This is a genomic window from Streptosporangium sp. NPDC006007 (genome assembly GCF_040614315.1).
Classification (GTDB): Bacteria; Actinomycetota; Actinomycetes; order Streptosporangiales; family Streptosporangiaceae; genus Streptosporangium.
Window position 1 is genome coordinate 38,774 of sequence record NZ_JBEXUG010000038.1, and the last position, 18,352, is coordinate 57,125.

The window sequence follows — 18,352 nt, forward strand, 5'->3', positions numbered from 1 at the left end:
CCTCAGGTGGCGTGGTCCGCCAGACCGGGCGCCAAGGACCCCTCTGGTGTCAGGGACAGGCGCCACGAGATGATCACCCTATGGCGGATGTGGTTTTCTTCGACCTGGACGGCACCCTGGTCGATCATCGAAGCGCGGTCTGGGAAACGATCGGCCAGATCGTCCGGGCCGCGCCGAACGCGACGGCTCCGCCGGAGGAGCTGGTGACGTTGTGGTGGACGCTGGAGGGGCGCCACATGCGGGAATACCTGGCCGGTCAGTGCTCCTTCGCTGAGCACCACCGGCGCAGGCTCCGTTCCTTCCTGCCGATGCTCGGCGAGCCGGTTCCTGAAAGCCCCGGCCTTCTGGACGCCTGGATCGCCGAGCGCTACCTCACCGTGTTCGAGGAGTCCTGGCGGTGCTATCCCGATGTCCAGCCATGCCTGGAGGCCCTGAAACGGCTTCCCCGAGGACCGCGTCTGGCCGTTCTCACCAACGGGGACCCCGGGCAGCAGCGCGCCAAGCTCGCCCGCTTCGGCCTCCTGGAATACTTCGAAGCCGTTCTGACCCCGACCGAGCTCGGTGCGGCCAAGCCCGTCGCCTACGCCACCGCCTGCCGGTGGATGCGGACGGACCCCGCGCAGGCGGTCAACGTGGGCGACATGCTGGAAAGCGACGTGAACGAGGCCGCCCTCGCCGGGCTCACCGGCATCTGGCTGGACCGCGGCGTCAACTTCGTCACCGGTGGACCATCGCCGGCGGCAGACGAGACGGTGCTCCGCATCGAACGGCTCACCGACCTCCCCGACCACCTATCACGCACGAACGCCTGACCGGCTCTCACGAACCTCAGCGTGGTGTGAGGGCGTGGTGTCACCCACGACCGGGACGTCAACGCCGCGATCAACATCCTCGCCGCCGGACAGGCGGAGAGACCAAACGACTGTGGAGCGCGGGTAAGATCGGGACTCGTCCCGGCACCGCGCGACGAAGCAGGAACCCACTCGAAGCCGCACACGCGGCAGACGGGAATCTCCGCCCTTTAGGGCGGAGAGGATGTCAATCACCGAGAGGACCGCAGGGTGATGGGCGAGGAACTCTACGCGCAGGCCATTGACATCTTCATCGAAGCCACCGCCACCGTCGACCCCGAGCGCCGTGTCACCCTCCTGAGCCGCGCGTTGACCGCTGACGTGGTCTTCTGGGGTCCTCTAGGCCGCGCTGTGGGGCGCAGGGTCGTCAGCGACTTCATCGCCGCGGTGGTCCATGGCCACCCCGGCGGGCCGGGACGCCTCGTCAGGACGACCCAGGTGGACGCGCCCGGAGAGTGGGCGAGGTTCGGCTGGCGCTACGAGGGCGCCGGCGGCGAAACTCTCCTGTCGGGGATGGATGTCGTCCATGTGACCGCCGGAGGCGACATCGACGAGATCATTGTCTTCGCCGGCTCCTCGCCCGAAGCCATCGGTCGTGCTTGACACCGGCCCGCGTGAACGCCGCCATGTGACAGGCCATCCACGACCCTCCGGACCGAGGCCTCAGTACAGACACCACGGGTAGCCTGACATCTCAGCGGTTTGACGGCTTCCCCGTTGCATCTTTCATCTAACGCTGATCCCCTGAAGGGCCGAAAGGCTCCGGTATTTTTTTCAGCGAGACGCTCCCATGCCGGAGAATGCCCAACACAGGAGGCTTAACACCTATCTTTCGAGCACCGCCATAGATGGATTCTCGAATAAACGGGAAAAGTATGGGCACTGCCACTCGCTCAGCGAACTCTCGCATAAGATCAGCGGAAAGTTCAACCTCTTCAATTTTTCCCGAGTTTTTATCGTCGTCATTTTCTTCGATCGAGAAGACAGCCACGACGTCAGCAATAAGAACCGCTTGGGGCGTCTTTACGATCATGCGACCTCGCACAGAGATGCTTTCCTCGTCCGCAGTCTGCATCACCTGAAGGTCGCGAGCTGTACTGGCAGGCGGGACTTCTTCCTCGCCTATTCCAGAATTCCAGCGTCGACTCGACGACTCGACGAAAAAAACACGGCGCAACTCAAGCAGGGCTTCGAGCTTCTCTAGAGTCATCAACGACTTTTCTTGCTCAACACTCATTGCATCGCAACCTTATAATGCGAGGCCTCTGCGCGATCCCAGCCCTTCATAGGACTATCCATGAAGGAACCGTTGTCATCCACCCCACTCAACACAAGATCAGCTTCATATAGAGCGACGCCAACCTGTCGATTTCGACGCCAACGCTCCATCGAACGCTCTGTCCTGTGTTGGAGGCTGCAGTTCAGCGCGGAATCAATATCCGCCATTTCATTGCGGGTCGGCCTATTGACCCCATCGCCCCGGACGATCTGCTCCAGCCATTCATTGACCTCTGTCCACAGCCATACTTGCGCTCGCCCCGCCGTGCCCTCCGACCGAGGAAAAGGCGAAACTCCGCCATGCCGCTTTCCGGCTATCCACTGATGGACATTCTGACGCGAGACTCCCACTCGTTCTGCGATCTCTGGAACACCAACCAGATCACGATAGAGGCGGAGTACCCGAAGGCCCGGGATGGACATGGTGGCCCCGCGAGCGGCCTTCATGGCGGCGGCCAGAGCGTCTACGCCCTCGGCGGCAATGTCAAGAAGGTCAACCCCCCCACCACGGAACAACATGGCGTCGAGCTCCCGATCAAGCGTCTCCACTACGTCGATATCGTCGACGGACACGCCTTCAACTACGAATCGGAACTCATACTCCACCGCTCCTCCTCCCACCTAATACCTGAGCTTCGCAGGGGTGTTGACGTTCGTCAACGGCTTCTATCATTCTCCCCGATCCAGGCCGGTCAGGCTCCTGCGAGGGTCCTCAGGATCCTTCGGGCACAGCTGAGCCGCGGTGCGGATGCCTCGAACTCTGCGCTCAGGCCTAGGGACAGTGCCGCCGACAGGGATGGTCGTGCACTTCCCCTCGCATGGACAGTAGAGCCGGAATCCATGCCCCTCTTTGCGAAGTATCCACCCCACGCTGACCCAGTAATCAAGTTCCTTACGAATATCCTTATTTGAGTGCTCCGACGGGTCCACTGCCTTGCCCGTCATCACTCCGCCTCTCTACGTAACCGATCACCTAGCTTGCCATGCCCGCGGCACCGTCGAAAGCAGAACTTTGGGGCAGAGTTGACAGAGGCGAGGGGAAGCCTTGTGCTTTTTAGAGTGCTTCGTCCTGGTAGAGGACACGCCGGATCCATCTGCCATTCTCACCCCACTCGGAGCCGCCGGAGGGCAAGGTCCAGTAGGAACGATCCGCGTTGTCATTGGCCGGCCGAAAGGAGAAGAAAACACCCATCTCGCCGGCACCACAAGCTCTGCGGGAGCGTGTCACACGGATGCCCCACCAGGGGCCCAGGATTCAGGCGATCAAGGAAATGCGCCGGCGCACCGGGCTCAACCTGAAAGTCTCCAGGACGGTCACCGACGCGGTGGCTATGCGTTGGCGATGGGGCATGACATGCGGAGCCATCCCGTCATGGCCCGGTTTCAGCCCTTCCGCCACGTAGCTCCGCCGTGCACAGGTACACCGGCCCCGCCCCGGCCATCCGCGTACGCGAGCTCACGTCCACCGACCGCACCGAGCAGGCGGTCCATCTGGTGCGTGGTGAGGCCGGCATGCGCCGGCGCGAGGCCGAACCGTCCCTCAACAGCCTCTGAGCGCTCCCGGCGGCTCGCCCGACGGCTGTCGCCCCCACGCGGCTCCTGGGCTCATACCGTGGCGGTCGTGGCACGGAGGTCCTTCTCACACCGACCTCCGCGCCCGCCCACGTTGTCCCCGGCCTGCCGACCGGCCACCGACCCGCCGGGGCACCCGGGTGCTATCGGGGTACGCCGTTCGACTGCCGGACTCTCAGGGCCTGCACGTGTTCGATGGTCGCCGTTTCGATCTCCATCGAGGCCTCCAGCCTCTGGACGAAGCCGCGAATCTTCGATTCCTCGTCAATGACGACGATCATTATCGGCAGGTGGTCGCTCAGGCTGAGAATCCGCGTGGTGTGGATGACCCCGTCGGACCCGAACCCCGCGGCCCCCACGAAGACACCGGCGCCCGACAGCCCATATCCGCGGGCCCGCTGGATGATTTCCGAGTAGAGCGGCTTGTGGTGCCAGAGAGCGCCGTTGCGAAGAGTGATGGTAAGCCTGCACAGAGACAGCGGTTTATCGGACACCGCAAGGCTCGTGGACTCGGCGAAAGATGATCCCATAGGTTGATATGTGTCACCCAGCATTTTCCATTCGTCCATTCGATCGCGTTGATTCCGTAGTCGTCGAGTTTGAATAAGAGAGTGTCGGTCTCCCGGGCCCGCTTGGGCGGGCCGGTCGCCATGGCACCCGCCCTCCGGCCGCGACCTCGCGTCCGGACCGCCGGTGACGCCGATGTCCACATCGGAGACCTGGGTCACGGTCTTCTCCCGTTACGCGTTGTCCGGGCGGCGACCGGTTCGACCTCCCGCGTAATGACCTCCCGTTTCGCCGAGGGATCGGCCCTCAGTGGCATTCCCCTGCCGACAACCCTCCAGAGCCAGAATCCGGCGAGCTGCGAGGTGACGATCGACAGCACGACAAGCGAGGCGAAGAAGTTCTCGTTGATGATCTGGGCTCCGAAGGCCGTCGAGGCGAGCACGATCCCCGGGCCTCCACGGGCGTTCATCGCCACCGAAAGGTTGACGGCGGAGGGATTGTCCTCACCGGCCAGCCGTGCCCCCAGCCACACACTGGCGAACTTCACCGCGCACGCCAGCACCAGGAACCAGCAGAAGAAGACCACGTCGAAGTGGTGCAACAGGTCCAGCTTGATACCGACGATAGCGAAGTAGATCGGGATGAAGAATCCCAGCGATATGTGCCGGAGCGTTTCTTGAGGCTGCGCCTCCTCCTGCCGCGCGGTGCCCGAACTACACATTCCCGCGACGAGGGCGCCGAAGATCGGGTCAATGCCGAGCCCGATACACCCTGCGCACATGAGAAACAGGAAGAAAAGGCGGAACGCGATCGGGCTCGCGTGCTCCAGCACATTCAGCGAACTCTTCGACATACGGACGAACAGCGATGGGCCAAAGCGGATGACCACCGCCAGGAAGGCCAGGGGCGCCACGGTGAAATAGACGACGGCGAGCGCCATGGAATCGCTTCCGAGCAGCGCCCATACACCGTACGAGTCGCTGGCCTGGGCTTGAGCCAAACCCAGGACGATCGCGAGGATAACGTAGAGCAGGATGTCCTCGACGATTGCGACGGCGAGCACGATGCGCGCGAAGACCGTGTTAAGGATGCCGAGGTCGAGCATGATCCTGGAGATGACCGGCACGCTGGTGATCGCTACCGCCATACCGAAGATGAGCGCCAGGGTCGTGGGGGAGCCGTTCGGGCCGACCAGTTGGCCCGTATCCACGAGCTGGGCGATGCTCAGCCCGAAGACGAAGGGCAGCGCCAGCCCGGACACCGTGATGAACCCGACCGTGCGCCGTTCGCCTCCCCCGCCGGGCATGCGCATCTCGGTGCCCGTCAGGTAAACCATCAGCAATAAGCCGATGCTGTAGAAGGCGCCCAGGACACTGGCCGTAGGTCCACCGGCCGGAAAGAGCCAATGCTGGGCACCCGGGTAAAACGCGCCGAGTACCGTGGGGCCGAGTATGAGACCGCCGGCGATCTCTCCGATCACCTTCGGCTGGCGGATGAGCTCGAATATACGTCCACCGCCGTGCGCGAACAGCAGAAGGGCGACGATGGCCAGAAGGACATGCGCGACTTCAGCGGCCTTGAGTGACATGACCCACCTGTCTCTGGTCCCGACTCCTACGGATGGCGCTGTCCGCTCGTGCGTTTCCGCGCCCAGTGCCGACCGGTGCCACGTTCACGTACGTGCTCCTCTCTTCAAGAGTGCGGTGCCGAGCTGTGCTCAGACGGTTCAACAGCTCTTCAGCGGACCTTCGAGGTAGTGGACATGCCGTTTTCGTCGTTGAACGGGACGATTGTTCATGACGACCTGGAACGGGTTCCGGGTCGATCACCGTAAACGATCAGGGTGCCGGTGCTCCCGCGTGGCGACTGATCTCGCCGGTAACACCGGTGTCCTGCGTCTTACGCGCGGTTTCCCGGGCGGATGGCGCAGGCCGTGCTCTTACACATGCCGGAGACGAGTAACGGCGTCTCGACGGACGCCCTCGGAGCACCCTCCGTCAAGCTGTGGGCCGGACCACCTTCGAAGAGGTGAGTACCGGCATGGCCGCCCTTGGTCACGTGAATCCCGCCGCCGGGTCGCGTCGCCGGGAGAGCGGCCCGCGCCACGGGCACTCTGAAGCGATTCCCAGAACGGTCAGGTGCCTGCACGGGCTTGACCATTGACGTTTGGAGGGTCCCATTCACCAAGCCCCTTCACCGGGCTTGGATCGCACGCGCTCTGACGCTCGTCGGCGGCAGCCGGCAATCCACTGAGCAGAGTTTCCAGCTCCTGTGGGCGAAGACCCTCCAGGGCATCTCTAGGCGCTCCCCGGACGGTCACTTGTTACCCCTTCCATCGGCCACGTTTAAAGCCGTGCGCCCCTCTCACCAGCACCCGGTCACCGGCTCCTCGTATGTTTAAACCAATGGTCCGCATGTGGACAAGTGCCCAAAGGTGCGGTCGACCAGGGGTGGCCGATAAGACATGACCAATGGACCGGACTTTTGGCCGCCTTCCGAGCACGGCATCCAATGAGCGCTTTTCGTCCTTTCGACGAAATTGGAGCGTGAAAATCTTTTTGGCCAGCCTACCCGCGCGCGGCGGACAGCGATGAGGTTCGCGCAGGAGTACGCCACGATTTCAGCACGACATCCGTATTGGCTCGTTCCCTCCGGCCGCGGAGCCCGGCGGAGGCGGGGTTGGCGCTCCTGTGACACCGCGGCCCGTTCCTGCCTCTTGTACGGCACCGGCACGCTCCACCCCGAGCCGGCGCGTTCCCACGGCCGGTGTGATCAATTTCGCGGCGTGCGCCGGTTAAAGGACGCCTCGGGTACGAGCCGTTTCGAGGTCGCGTGCCGAACCCGGCGGCAACGCACAGGTTGAACGACGGGCTCAGATCAAGGCTGACCCTCGGCGGGGAGGGCGAAACCCAGCCTCGCCGCCATCAGCGCCAGTTCGGTACGGTTCGAGCAGCCCGACTTGAGCATCAGATTGGAGATGTGACGCTTCACCCCATGAATGGATATGCCGAGGGCGCTCGCTATCTGCTGGTTGCCCTCCCCCTGGCAGAGTAGGCGCAGAACAGAGCGCTCCCGCTCGGTCACCTTACTGAGCCAGTATTTCGGCGAACGACCGAACACGGTCAGCTCAGGATTGACCGCGGTTTCCAGGGCGCGATTTTTCGTCAACTGCCTGAACACGTCAAGCAGTCCAGCAGACCTGATCCCCTGCTCGAAGAGCCACGCGTCCGGCTCCTTGCCGCGCGTTACACGGGTCAAAAGCGACTCCGCCGCCTCGGAAAGCGTCAGCACAAGCTGGGCGCCGCACCGTGAGATCAATGACGCCAGTACGTCGGTGTGTGAACTCAGGGGAAGGACGCAGACATCGTAGCGTTCCTCCGTGATCGACTGCTTGAAGGCGTCGACTCCCCAGCAGACCTTGTGCGTGCGCACCACGGGCAACCGGTCGAGCAGGGCGGGCAACCCGTAGAAGGAGACCTCGTCGTACGCGAGCCAGAGCACACGCAATTCGCCGACTCCGTTCACCTCTCCTTCGCAGGCCGTGACGTGTTCGCGTGATGTCACATCGGGCCTGTCAAGGAAACTGCGGGCCACCTGGTGGTCCTCCATCGGTTCCCCCGTCAGACTTTGACACAGACGTAGGTGCGTTCACACTGTGACCACGGCTGTTGAACGTGCTCACAGAAGGCCCGATGAACCAATCGCAACCTGATATCGCAGTTAACAGGAGCGCCACGAGTCATCGACCTTGCTCGTGAATTGGAGAGGCCCCGGCGGAGGGGTTGTTGACCAAGGTAAACCATCGCACCGGAGGCTCGGGGGCTTTTCTATCGTGCCGCACCGCCGCTGCCACATCGGGCCTCGGCCTACCCGGCGGATATAATCCGCCGCCACCGCCCGAAACTCCCCGGATCTTACGGACAGCGACCCCGCTAAAAGTGGGGTCGCTGTCCGGGACAAGCACCGTGCGAGAGGTGTGGCCGTCGCGCTAACGGAGGGGCGGAAGAAGGTGTGGACGTCGTCCACCAGCGGGCCGGGCCGCTCTGAGCCTCATCCGCCCGCCAGGGGCGGGTGCTCGGCGGGCGCACCGCTCGGAAGCGGTGCCAGGGTGAGCAGGCCGCAGCCGTAGGACTTGGCCGGGCCGATGCCGCCGAGCAGCCGTTCGACGAAGGTGGACGGGTCGGTGACCCGCAGCCGGCCCTCGAAGGTCGCGGTGTGCAGGACGACCGGCCTGGTGTCACGGCTCTTCTTGAACGAGCGGCGGCCACGAGCGGTGATCCGGACCTCGTACGGCGCCGGGCCGTCGATGTCCGCCGACGGCTTCAGGCCGAGGGCCGACGGGTCGGTGCGCGCCGGTGGGATCTCAAAACCCCAGCGTTCGGTCCGGCTGAGAAACCAGGTGAGCTGCCGGCCGGCGGTACGGTGACCGACGCGGAAGGACCGCCGTTTGGCGTCCACGGCCTGTTCGAGCTGGATCGCGGTGGGCTTGATGGGGTTCGGGGTGTTCTGTACAGGGTTGGCGGTGAGCCGGAAGGCGAACTCACGGCCCGCCGCGATGCGGGCGAGCAGCGGCGCGTAGTCGCGGACGGCGGCGTGCTCGCCCTCGGCGTCGGGCCAGCCGGCCTGCTCGACGAGGTGCGACCAGTCGGGCCTGGTCCTGGTGAGCACATAAAGAAACGGCCGGTGGAGGTTGTCGGCGTCCAGCCGCCACAGGATGCGCTCGCCGGTGGGCTGGTCGGGAATGGCATGCATGACGGCGCCGTGCATGACGTGCGGACTGGCGAGGAACCGGCGGCTCCTCTCGCGTAGCGGGTTGATCCGGATGCGGGACATGTAGGTCATGGGAGATCACCAGCCCAGGAGGGCGAAGGGGTCGTGGCCGTCGGCTGCGGCGTCGGGCCGGGAGAATCCGGTCGGCAGCGTCACCCAGGTGTGGCGGATGCGGCGGCTGACGAACCGGCGGTCGCGCGGGGCGAAGGACTGCGGCACATCGTTGAGGGAGTCGTCGCCGTCCGCGTCGTCCAGGGTCGCGGGCAGGTCGATGGTGGCCGGGCGGGCGCGGCGGCTCCGAACGTAGAGCTCTTTGGCCCTCTCGGTGGCCTGCCAGGACTCCGCGCGCAGGACCTCCTCCAGCGGTGCGTCGCGGACACCGAGAAGCAGGGGCTGGGTGGGGACACAGGAGCGGCGGCCCAGCGCGAGCGGGAAGACCGGGCGCCTGAGGGCGTCGGCGAGTGCCCGCACGAACACGGCGGGCCCCTGCAACGCGGTGAGGAAGACCGCGTCCTGGAGATAGAAACGCTGGGTGACGTGGGTGAACTTGGCGGGCGACGTGGGCTTCTGCAACCCCTTCGCGGACACGCCCGCCTGCGGGAGCGGGCGCCCCCGGTAGTCGCTGACGGTGTGGTAGTCACGCAGCAGGGTGCCGGGCTGGTCGACCCGCACCCCCATCCGCAGGTCGAGCAGCTCACCCGGCGGTTCCTCACGCGGCCGACCGGCCGCGGCGGCCAGCAGGCCGAGCACGCCGGACTTGGTGGGCTCGGGCCGGGTGTCGCGGCGGTTGAACACGCTGCGGTCGCCCCACGACTGCAACGGGCCGCCCAGCCGCAGCACCAGCGTGACCTCGGCGGCGCTCATCCGGCCCGCTTGACGAGCTCGACGAGCGTGGCGCGCAGGCCGGCGATCAGCTCCGGGAAGGTCTGCTGGGCGCCGAACGCCGCGCCGAGCCTCTCCGCGACCTCCCCCCCGGGGGCGAAGGTGTGGCAGACGGCGGCGTGGACGGGCGTGTCACCCCACTGCCGGACGGCGCGCTCGTATTCGGCGGCCAGGCGCAGTACCGAGGTTTCGGCGATCCCCTCCTGGCGGGCGACGACGGGGTTTTCGTAGGCGGAGACCAGGTTGACCGGCTGGTCGTCGCGGACCACGACCGCCACCAGGCTGGGCAGGGTGCGGTGGGCGAAGGAGTTCTGGTGCCCCGAGGGGATGGATCGAGCGAAGTGCTGGACGAAGGTCTCCACCGCGTTGAGCGCCGCCTCGGTGTCCGCGAGGTTGGCGACCAGCTGGTGCAGGCCGACGGTGGCGTACCGGTACAGGGTGGCGGAGTTGAAACCGATCGTGCCGATCATGCCGGCACCGGTCTCGTCGGCGAGGTTCTCGTCGTCGACGGCCGTGTAGTAGTCGAACTCCAGCTCCACGGCGTGGGTGGAGAGCGCGTGGGCGACCTGGACCGCGGCGTCGACGTTGAGAGAGGGGATGTCGGCGACCATCCGGCCGAACAGCGCCACGTCCACCGGGTGCCCGCTCTGGAGCTTCCGCGCCACCGGCAGGTTCCTCATCGCCACGACGAGCTGCTCGTCGGTCAAGGCCACAAGGTCGGCGACATCGTCGGCCACCAGGTCGACGATGTCCTCCAGCTGCCGGTAGCCGAAGAACAGCAGGTAGGCGGTGTCGCCGGCCTTCTTGCCCTCCTTGATGCCCAGCGGTTCGAGGAGCTTCGCGGCCAGCCGGGCGGACTGCTCGCTCTCCAGCCCCGTACGGCCGGCCAGACGCCTGGCCAGCTCACCGACGATCCGTTTGGTGCGGGTGGCGTGGTCCTGCTCCGGCGCCTGCTGGGCGAAGGCGGTGCGGGTGGCGCGCTTCCACGCCTGGGAGGAGACCCGGGCGCGGCGCACTCCGCCGAAGTAGGCCTCCTTGGGGTTGCCCTGGTCGTCGCGGTTGAGGTTGGCGGGCGGGACCGTCTGCACGATGTGGACGTCGACGAAAAGACACGTGTCCATGGGGACTCCAGGGGGAGAGAGGACTCCGGAAAGGATCCCGGGAGGGTCCGATGAGAAGACTCCGGGGAAGGATCCGGGGAGGATCCCGGGAAGAGACTCCGGAAAGGACCTGGGGAGGATCCGGGGAGGTCCCGGAGGAGAGGGGAAAGGGAGGCCGACGAGACCGATGCCGGGACGGGACCCGGCGGTCAGACGGAGCTCGGGGCCGGAACTGGAGCGGGGGACGCCTCGCCCTCGGGACGGGACCATCCGTAGTAGTCCAGGCCCCAGCTGCGGCGGACCCTCTGCCGGGAGTCGGGCCGCTGCCAGGCACGGATGTCCCTCAGCAGCAGGTCGTAGTCGAGCGGCTGACCGATGGTCCGCAGCTGGGTGACCAGGCCGCGTAGATGGGTGAGCAGCGCGGAGACCTGGGTGGCGGAGGCCGCCGCGTTCACCCGGCGGTCCACGGCCTCCTGGGTGAACGCGCCGCTCCTGTGCAGGCGGCGCAGCGCCTGGCCCAGCCGGATCCCCGGCTGGTGCATGGGCTCGGGGCGTGCCTGCTGGTGCAGGCCGTACAGCGCGAGCGCGGCGTGCTCGGCCCACTGCTCGTCGGAGACCTCGCCTCTGCGGGCCAGCCCGTCGTCGACCGGGGATCGGTAGAGCGGCCACAGCGCGGGCACGGTTCCGGCCTCGCGGCCCAGCCCCGCGCGCAGCGCGGCCAGCTCCTCGCCCGGCGGGCGCCCCTCCTTGGCGCACCAGGTCCCGTCCGAGGTGATGTATCGGCCCCAGTAACGCGGGAGCCTGTCGTTCGTGGCGGGCATGAAAGTCCTCACCTTCTGAAAGGTCCGGGCTGTCTAAAAGGTCTGGGTCGCGGGGACGGAGGCGGCCAGGGCGATGTCCTCCCCGAGGCCGGCCGCCACGTCCTCCACCAGGTCGTTCACCGCCACGGAGTCGCCCGCCACGTTCCGCGCGAGCTCGTCCACCGCTCCGGGGTCACCTGCCGCCACGGGGACGCCGGTCACGTCCCGCACGAGATCGTCCATCGCTCCGGAGTCGTCCGCCGTGTCCTCTACGAGGTCGTCCGCCGGCTGCGCGCAGCGGGGCAGGACGGTGTTGATCTGCCGGCGGAGGCTCTGCTCGGCCGTGGCCAGCCGGTAGGTGAACCCGCGGCCGTTCTTCTCCACGGCACGGCCGCCGAACTCACCGTGGGTGGCGGTGGCCAGGACCTTCTCCGCGACGTCCCAGGTGCGGTCGCGGGCGATCCTCTCCCACGCGGTACGGCCCCGCTCCAGGCTGTCCGGGTCTCCCCCGGCCGCCCGTACTCCGACGAGGAAACGGCGGACCAGCGGGTCGAGCGCGTGCAACACGAACTCACCGGGGCGCTGCCCCCTGTCCCAGGGGATGGGGTCGGCTCCCGTGGCCCGGCGTAGGTCGGCGGAGAGGTTGTTCACGGCTCTGGCCAGGCCTTCGGCCTGCTCGGCCACCTCCAGCAGGACGGTGGAGGTGGCCTCCCCCGCGCGCAGGGCCGCCACCGGCAAGGGAATCGCGTCGAAGAGGATGTCCTCGACGACCGCGGACTGATTGCCGTAGGCGATGCCCGTCGCCTCCACCCGCAGCGGATAGTCCTGGTCAAGGCGCCCATCGGCCTGGACCTCGGCGAGCTGGTTCAGCAGCGCCGAGGTCTCGAAGTCGCCGTCGTCGTTCTCCCGTACCGAGGTGAGCAGGGCTTCCAGACCGCGCCAGGCCGCCTTGCCCGGCGCGTGACGGCGAGGTCTGCGGATCGTTCCAGTGGGGCTCTTGGGTGCCTTCGGGAAGATCCAGGCGGTGTGCGGCTCCCACTCGGGCAGATCCAGCAGCCGGTCTCCCGCGCACAGCACGACCCGGGAGACCCTCACGCCGTCATCGGTCGCCTCCGGAATGAGGCGGATGCGGCGCGACTGCCAGGTCCACAGGTCGAGCAGGCCGACGGCGGCCCTGCTCTCCCATTCCGGCCCGGCGCAAGGACGCCGCCAGTGCGGGCGGTCGGCGGCGGGCTGAGAACCGACGGGGAGGTTGAGCAGCAGCGTCTCGTACAGGCTGCGCCCGACGGGGACGACCACCCCCAGCGCTCCCAGCGGGCCGATGGGGTTACCGGTGGTCTTTCCGGCCTTGGCCTGGGGGTCGCCCGCGGCCCCGGACTTGATCGCGGCGGTGTCCCAGCAGTGCGCGTGCAGCAGCCAGCGAGCCGCCTGAGCCGGTGTCAGCGGCAGCGGATCTCCTTCGGTGCGGGTGGCGAACAGCGGGACGTTGTTGCCCGAGGGCGCCGTGGCGACCAGCAGCGCGGACCCCTTCGTCTCGTTCTTCGCGGTGTGCAGACCGGCGGCCTGGGCGAACGGGGCCCGGCCGTCGAACAGGTCGAACCGGGATCGGTGCTCCTCCAGGTAGGCGGAGAGCCTGTCCCGCTCCTCGTCGGTGAACCGTCCGGCGTCGAACCTCCGCGCCCACTCCGCCCGATCACGCGGGCGCCCCAGCGCGTCCAGCACGACGGGGAGCAGCACCTGCCGCAGCAGGGCGGGGGTGTGGGTGGGAAGCTCCACCACGAGAGAGTCGAATTCGTGCGCGCGGAGCAACACCTCATATAGGGAGAAATCCCCAGGTTTTCCGTCACCTCGCGGTCGTACGAACAGCCAAGGTGAATCAATCAGGTCATATGCGGACATGAGGGATCCTCGAATTAGCCGTGTCTGGACGCCGATCAGTGAAGCGTGCCAGAGGAGACGACTCCCGGGAGGGAAAATCCCTAGAGTGGAACCACCTCGCACATTCGGCGCCGACAAAACACGAATTTCGCAAAAGTTGACCATGAGTTATGCGGGGATGGTCCGTAGCCGTGTCTCGGACAACCGTCGGCCCCGCACCCGCGGGGATATCAGAGCCTTACACGGGCTTGACTGCGACATGACGAAAAACGACGCCCCGGGGGCTTGGGGACGAACCCGGGGCATCGGAACACACATCGGACAACAGCGCGTCCCTCACCCAGCAGGCCGGCGCACTCGGCGTCCAGAACAAACGCGCGGGCGTGCTCGCGCCGCGTGAACCTCATCGAGAATGACGACCTCGCCCATGAACCCGGCGGCACGCCTGATCCGACCGGCGTCACAGAGAAACCGGCCGATCACACCGACAGCGAACGATCCCAGCAGTCCTCACACCCCTCCGAGGAATCCCCCCCCCCGCATGCTCGGGGAGCACAACACCTCGGGATCTGACCACTATCCGGCGCAGGGACCATCCCCGCGTGCGCGGGGAGCACAGGTCATCACACCCCATGGGGGTGTGCTCCCCGCACACGCGGGGATATCCCTTCCTCCTTGACATGCCGCCAGGCGTTCGCCTCGCGCTTTCCCCGCACGTGGGAATAGCCCAAGCCTCAAGGGCTCACAGCCAGATAGCGCATGGCTTGCCCAGGAGGACTACCCTGCTCAGGAACATCCGGAGACAACAAGGCCGGTGGTGCCCGAAATGTCCGATCCCTCGAAAGTACTCGAATTTCACACTTACCGCCGATAAACCTGCAGGTCAGGCAGAGTGCTCCCCGCGCACGCGGGGATGGTCCCCAGTGAATGACCTCGCGCCTCTCGTCGCCTGGGTGCTCCCCGCGCACGCGGGGATGGTCCCTGCTTGCCCGCCTCGCCTGGTGGTGGACGTTCGTGCTCCCCGCGCACGCGGGGATGGTCCCGATCCCGTTCGTCAACCGCTACTCGCAGTCGTGTGCTCCCCGCGCACGCGGGGATGGTCCCGGGGTATTCGGCTTCGAGCGTGCCTGCGAGATGTGCTCCCCGCGCACGCGGGGATGGTCCCCTCCCCGGCCGGGGACACGTCCTGCGTGAGGAGTGCTCCCCGCGCACGCGGGGATGGTCCCTCGCCCGCGCAGGCGACTGCGGCGACTCCTACGTGCTCCCCGCGCACGCGGGGATGGTCCCGCCGCGTCTTGCCGCGGACTACGCCGGCAAGGGTGCTCCCCGCGCACGCGGGGATGGTCCCGTCCGCGAAGGTGGGGGGCAGGTCCTCGGCCAGTGCTCCCCGCGCACGCGGGGATGGTCCCTGGTCAAAGCCGGGCCTCCGGAGCGGACCGCTGTGCTCCCCGCGCACGCGGGGATGGTCCCTGACGTAGCACCGGCACCCCCTGCGGGATCTCGTGCTCCCCGCGCACGCGGGGATGGTCCCCGCCGACCGGTCCGGATGATCACTTTCCGGGGGTGCTCCCCGCGCACGCGGGGATGGTCCTGGTCCGCCAGCGCCCCGAGACGCCTCCTCTCGGTGCTCCCCGCGCACGCGGGGATGGTCCCACGTGCCGCGGCTGGCTCTGCCCCAGCTTCGGGTGCTCCCCGCGCACGCGGGGATGGTCCCCGCTCCACGCGGATACCGTCCAGCTCCCCTTCGTGCTCCCCGCGCACGCGGGGATGGTCCCTGCCCGGGGGTAGCGCCCACATCATCAGCACCGTGCTCCCCGCGCACGCGGGGATGGTCCCGGTGCCGCCCCTGCGGACGATGGACCTGACCAGTGCTCCCCGCGCACGCGGGGATGGTCCCAGCGTCCGGCACAGCCGATCTGACCGGATCATGTGCTCCCCGCGCACGCGGGGATGGTCCCCACATCACCGTTCAGGGAGCGATCGACCCCACGTGCTCCCCGCGCACGCGGGGATGATCCCAGGTCACCCGGCCGGCCGTTGCGGATCCGGCGGTGCTCCCCGCGCACGCGGGGATGGTCCCTGGTGCAACTCGATCCCCGCGCCCGGTGCGTCGTGCTCCCCGCGCACGCGGGGATGGTCCCCCCCTCAAGGGGTGGTATGTGGTCGGCATGGAGTGCTCCCCGCGCACGCGGGGATGGTCCCAGCACAAGCCGGCTGAACACTTCCTCTATGTAGTGCTCCCCGCGCACGCGGGGATGGTCCCGTGGTGGTCCTGAGGTAGATAGACATCGTGTAGCGCTCCCCGCACGGCGGGGATAGTCCGTCAGGTCTACGCTGAGACAGAATGTGGTTACCTGGCCTGACCTGGTTATACATCGGCAGGGACAGCAACGCCCCGCTGGTTGATCGGCGGGGCGTCGTCGTGTCCGGCTCAGGCTGATCGGTTTCCGGACGTCAGGGCGCGCAGTTCCCGGACGGCGGGTAGGGTGCGGGCCTTCTCCGGAAGCACGGTCAGCGTGAGCCGAGCGTCTGACACGGTTTGGCCGTCTCGCCGTGCGGCAGGAAGCTCGTCAAGAGTCCGCAGGGCGTGCTGAACGCCCTGTTCCGGATTGGTTCGCGCTTGCGCGGCCGCTCGGTGCAGCTCAAACACGGTCGACATGATGTGCCCAGAATCGTACGCCTTTTTGGCGGCGTCCTGTGCCTCACTGGCCTGTCTGCCGTCGCCCGCGAGAGTGTAGATCAGACTGCGGCTGTACCAGTCGGGGCGGGGGGTTCCTGGAGTCTGCGCGGGCAGGCGTTCCAGCACGCTCTCAGCCCGGTTGAGCGTAGTGATCGCCTCACTGAGGCGACCATTCATTGCGAGGACCTGCGCCTCCACGCGGAGCGCGGAGAACAACGTCAGGCTCGGCTGCTCCCCGGCCAGACGGCAGGCTTCCTGAAGCAGCGGGAGGACGTCGTCACCGTCATAGCGCCGACGAGACGCCTCCCAGCTTCGCAGTAGCGACGCCTGCATGGTGTCCTGGGAGACGTCGGCCAGCGTGCGCGTCCGCCTCCACCATCGCCACGCCTCCCGTCGGCTGCCGAGGTCGTACCACGCACCGGCGATCAGGGCGCTGTAGCGCGCGGCGGCGTGAGCCAGGTCCCGCTCCACGACTTCCGGCTGAGAGCGGTTGAGGTGGGGGGCGATGTCGGCGTAGTCGACCGCGAGCGCCGCGAGCACGGTGGCGGGCGGCTCGTAGTAGCCCCGTCCGAAGTGGGCTTCGGCCGCTTCCTCCCAGTCGTCGATCATCTCCTGAGACACGCTCGCACCAGGGATACGTGGCCCGTAGGCCTGCCAGGCATCGGTCAAGGTGGCCAGCACGGGCGCCACGGCACCGCCGACAGCGACGGCGGCGGCGTCCCGCATCAGTCGTCTGCGCTCCATATCATCGCCCTCATCCCGGATTGAGGCCTTTGCTTCGACAGTACTCTTTCGTGACCCATTGGCATCATCCGCCGTTATATCCGGCTTGTCCGTACACAAATCCGTTTCGGCGATTCCGAAGGCCCGAGCGAATAGCTGCGGATAGGGCTCGCTCGGCCGATGCTTTCCGGCCTCCCATGAGCGGATCATGCGGATGAGTGATTCCCGGGTCGGCAAGTGCGGCCGACGGCGGGCATCGGCTGCTTCCACGAGCTGTTTGGCCATGTCCGTCAAGGACCAGTCGCGCCGCAGGCGCTCATTACGTAACCGGACGGCCCACGCGGGGAGATCGCTCATTCTGGCTCATCTCACGGACGGACATGGGGGATATCTGCCGCCCCCAAAGTATCCCCTGTCGCGATGTGATCACACAGGGTTGTGATAGATCCCGTCCCTTAAAAAAGCGGACCCGCCCAACGCTGCGAACGTTCGGACGGGTCCTGATCGCAAAGGAGTGCGATCTATGCAGGATCGTAGTTCCACGATGCCCGGGTCCGCGAGGCCCGCATCCGCGACGTCCCCGATGTCGGTGATCCCCGGCTGGCAGGTGTTCCTCAGCGACAGGGGCCGTTTCTGGGCCAGCCGCCGGAAGCCGTTCTCCCCCGAGGCCATGTACGCCGGGGCCGAGCGGACCGTGGACGCCGACACCTTTGAGCAGTTGCGGGCCGAGACCGCCCGCCAAGAGGAGACGGCGGCGGGGAAGGCGGTGAGGTCGTGATGTGGCGCCGCGACCCCCGCGACTCCCACCCCTGCGACACTTCGGGCCGTCACCGCGCCGGGCAGGCCCGCACCGCCGTGGTGCATCGCCGCCTGTGGGACGGCCCGGCCCGCGCCCAGGCCGAACGGCTGGCGCAGGCGTGGCCGAGCTGGACCGTGCTGTACGGCGTGGGCAGCCGTCGCTTCTACGCCCTGGCCGCCTGGGCGACGTCCGAACCGCTGATGGTCGAGGCCGCCACCGCCGAGGAGCTGGAGAGGCGAATGTACGAGGCGGTCATGGCCGTGACCGCCCACCGCGAGACCCCCCTCACCACCCCGACCACCCCGGCCCCTCCGACCAGGTCGGCACCCCCAGCCGCCTCGACCACGTCGGCGCCCCCGGCCGCCCCGATTGCGTCGGCACCCCCGATACCTCCGGCCCCCTTGGCGTCCCCGCCTCCCCCGAGCAGGCGCGGCGGCGTTCCTTCCCCGGCAGCAGCCGCCGCGCCGCACCACCCCCGCCGCCCCTACCGGGACGCGGCCTAAAAAGCCGGT

The 18,352-nt window shown here is 67.2% G+C and carries 16 protein-coding genes and 1 CRISPR repeat array; of the genes, 5 read left to right on the forward strand and 11 right to left on the reverse strand.

Annotated features, from left to right (window positions below):
- Positions 1-80 precede the first annotated feature (80 nt).
- Together ABZ194_RS24390 and ABZ194_RS24395 are read left to right on the forward strand one after the other, a co-directional pair.
- A complete protein-coding gene (locus ABZ194_RS24390) occupies positions 81-812 on the forward strand; it encodes an HAD family hydrolase (RefSeq protein ID WP_355599317.1) in 732 nt (243 codons plus the stop codon).
- 252 nt (positions 813-1,064) lie between these two features.
- Positions 1,065-1,454: a nuclear transport factor 2 family protein gene (locus ABZ194_RS24395; protein WP_355599318.1), complete on the forward strand. Its 390-nt coding sequence runs from the start codon at positions 1,065-1,067 to the stop codon at positions 1,452-1,454.
- Between the two features lie 127 nt (positions 1,455-1,581).
- Here ABZ194_RS24395 and ABZ194_RS24400 read toward each other — a convergent pair whose 3' ends face one another.
- Both ABZ194_RS24400 and ABZ194_RS24405 read right to left on the reverse strand, forming a co-directional pair.
- Positions 1,582-2,088, reverse strand: a complete 507-nt coding sequence (locus ABZ194_RS24400) for a hypothetical protein (RefSeq protein ID WP_355599319.1) — start codon at positions 2,086-2,088, stop codon at positions 1,582-1,584.
- Positions 2,085-2,735, reverse strand: coding sequence for a helix-turn-helix domain-containing protein (locus ABZ194_RS24405; RefSeq protein ID WP_355599320.1), 651 nt, complete (start codon positions 2,733-2,735; stop codon positions 2,085-2,087). The genes ABZ194_RS24400 and ABZ194_RS24405 overlap by 4 nt, the downstream gene beginning before the upstream one ends.
- 804 nt (positions 2,736-3,539) lie before the next feature.
- Between ABZ194_RS24405 and ABZ194_RS24410 the strand changes: the two genes are divergently transcribed.
- The gene (locus ABZ194_RS24410) at positions 3,540-3,683 is read left to right on the forward strand and encodes a hypothetical protein (protein WP_355599321.1); all 144 of its coding nucleotides are present in this window, start codon (positions 3,540-3,542) and stop codon (positions 3,681-3,683) included.
- Between the two features lie 161 nt (positions 3,684-3,844).
- Here ABZ194_RS24410 and ABZ194_RS24415 read toward each other — a convergent pair whose 3' ends face one another.
- The 9 genes from ABZ194_RS24415 to ABZ194_RS24455 all read right to left on the reverse strand — a co-directional run bounded on the left by ABZ194_RS24415 (position 3,845) and on the right by ABZ194_RS24455 (position 17,398).
- The gene (locus ABZ194_RS24415; protein WP_355599322.1) at positions 3,845-4,270 is read right to left on the reverse strand and encodes a DUF190 domain-containing protein; all 426 of its coding nucleotides are present in this window, start codon (positions 4,268-4,270) and stop codon (positions 3,845-3,847) included.
- A 155-nt stretch (positions 4,271-4,425) separates the two neighbouring features.
- Complete coding sequence (locus tag ABZ194_RS24420; RefSeq protein ID WP_355599323.1) at positions 4,426-5,796, reverse strand: cation:proton antiporter; 1,371 nt, start codon at positions 5,794-5,796, stop codon at positions 4,426-4,428.
- Positions 5,797-7,085: 1,289 nt separating this feature from the next.
- Positions 7,086-7,817 carry a LuxR C-terminal-related transcriptional regulator gene (locus ABZ194_RS24425; RefSeq protein WP_355599324.1) on the reverse strand — a complete coding sequence of 244 codons (732 nt, stop codon included), beginning with the start codon at positions 7,815-7,817 and terminating at the stop codon, positions 7,086-7,088.
- A 441-nt stretch (positions 7,818-8,258) separates the two neighbouring features.
- Complete coding sequence (gene cas6e, locus ABZ194_RS24430; protein WP_355599325.1) at positions 8,259-9,050, reverse strand: type I-E CRISPR-associated protein Cas6/Cse3/CasE; 792 nt, start codon at positions 9,048-9,050, stop codon at positions 8,259-8,261.
- Between the two features lie 6 nt (positions 9,051-9,056).
- On the reverse strand, positions 9,057-9,842 hold the full coding sequence (gene cas5e / locus ABZ194_RS24435; protein WP_355599326.1) for a type I-E CRISPR-associated protein Cas5/CasD: 786 nt from the start codon (positions 9,840-9,842) through the stop codon (positions 9,057-9,059).
- The gene (gene cas7e / locus ABZ194_RS24440) at positions 9,839-10,981 is read right to left on the reverse strand and encodes a type I-E CRISPR-associated protein Cas7/Cse4/CasC (protein ID WP_355599327.1); all 1,143 of its coding nucleotides are present in this window, start codon (positions 10,979-10,981) and stop codon (positions 9,839-9,841) included. Before cas7e ends, cas5e begins: the two co-directional genes overlap by 4 nt.
- Before the next feature lie 188 nt (positions 10,982-11,169).
- Complete coding sequence (gene casB / locus ABZ194_RS24445; RefSeq protein WP_355599328.1) at positions 11,170-11,781, reverse strand: type I-E CRISPR-associated protein Cse2/CasB; 612 nt, start codon at positions 11,779-11,781, stop codon at positions 11,170-11,172.
- Positions 11,782-11,814: 33 nt separating this feature from the next.
- Entirely contained in the window at positions 11,815-13,803 is a 1,989-nt protein-coding gene (casA, locus tag ABZ194_RS24450; protein ID WP_355599329.1) for a type I-E CRISPR-associated protein Cse1/CasA, read from the reverse strand.
- Positions 13,804-14,530: 727 nt separating this feature from the next.
- Positions 14,531-15,960: direct repeats of the CRISPR family, unit length 29 nt; unit sequence GTGCTCCCCGCGCACGCGGGGATGGTCCC.
- Positions 15,961-16,069: 109 nt separating this feature from the next.
- Positions 16,070-17,398 (reverse strand): hypothetical protein, encoded by a 1,329-nt coding sequence (locus ABZ194_RS24455; protein WP_355599330.1) that lies wholly within the window; start codon positions 17,396-17,398, stop codon positions 16,070-16,072.
- 166 nt (positions 17,399-17,564) lie between these two features.
- Here ABZ194_RS24455 and ABZ194_RS24460 point away from each other — a divergent pair, with 166 nt between their 5' ends.
- Both ABZ194_RS24460 and ABZ194_RS24465 read left to right on the forward strand, forming a co-directional pair.
- Entirely contained in the window at positions 17,565-17,819 is a 255-nt protein-coding gene (locus ABZ194_RS24460; RefSeq protein WP_355599331.1) for a hypothetical protein, read from the forward strand.
- Positions 17,816-18,343: a hypothetical protein gene (locus ABZ194_RS24465; RefSeq protein WP_355599332.1), complete on the forward strand. Its 528-nt coding sequence runs from the start codon at positions 17,816-17,818 to the stop codon at positions 18,341-18,343. Before ABZ194_RS24460 ends, ABZ194_RS24465 begins: the two co-directional genes overlap by 4 nt.
- The last annotated feature ends 9 nt before the right edge of the window (positions 18,344-18,352 follow it).

Excerpts from the sequence above, each read along its gene's own strand:
- ABZ194_RS24390 (WP_355599317.1), top strand. The coding sequence starts at position 81 with ATGGCGGATGTGGTTTTCTTCGACCTGGACGGCACCCTGGTCGATCAT.
- ABZ194_RS24395 (WP_355599318.1), top strand. The coding sequence starts at position 1,065 with ATGGGCGAGGAACTCTACGCGCAGGCCATTGACATCTTCATCGAAGCC.
- ABZ194_RS24400 (WP_355599319.1), bottom strand. The coding sequence starts at position 2,088 with ATGAGTGTTGAGCAAGAAAAGTCGTTGATGACTCTAGAGAAGCTCGAA.
- ABZ194_RS24415 (WP_355599322.1), bottom strand. The coding sequence starts at position 4,270 with ATGGACGAATGGAAAATGCTGGGTGACACATATCAACCTATGGGATCA.
- ABZ194_RS24420 (WP_355599323.1), bottom strand. The coding sequence starts at position 5,796 with ATGTCACTCAAGGCCGCTGAAGTCGCGCATGTCCTTCTGGCCATCGTC.
- ABZ194_RS24425 (WP_355599324.1), bottom strand. The coding sequence starts at position 7,817 with ATGGAGGACCACCAGGTGGCCCGCAGTTTCCTTGACAGGCCCGATGTG.
- cas6e (WP_355599325.1), bottom strand. The coding sequence starts at position 9,050 with ATGACCTACATGTCCCGCATCCGGATCAACCCGCTACGCGAGAGGAGC.
- cas5e (WP_355599326.1), bottom strand. The coding sequence starts at position 9,842 with ATGAGCGCCGCCGAGGTCACGCTGGTGCTGCGGCTGGGCGGCCCGTTG.
- cas7e (WP_355599327.1), bottom strand. The coding sequence starts at position 10,981 with ATGGACACGTGTCTTTTCGTCGACGTCCACATCGTGCAGACGGTCCCG.
- casB (WP_355599328.1), bottom strand. The coding sequence starts at position 11,781 with ATGCCCGCCACGAACGACAGGCTCCCGCGTTACTGGGGCCGATACATC.
- casA (WP_355599329.1), bottom strand. The coding sequence starts at position 13,803 with ATGGTCAACTTTTGCGAAATTCGTGTTTTGTCGGCGCCGAATGTGCGA.
- ABZ194_RS24455 (WP_355599330.1), bottom strand. The coding sequence starts at position 17,398 with ATGAGCGATCTCCCCGCGTGGGCCGTCCGGTTACGTAATGAGCGCCTG.
- ABZ194_RS24460 (WP_355599331.1), top strand. The coding sequence starts at position 17,565 with ATGCAGGATCGTAGTTCCACGATGCCCGGGTCCGCGAGGCCCGCATCC.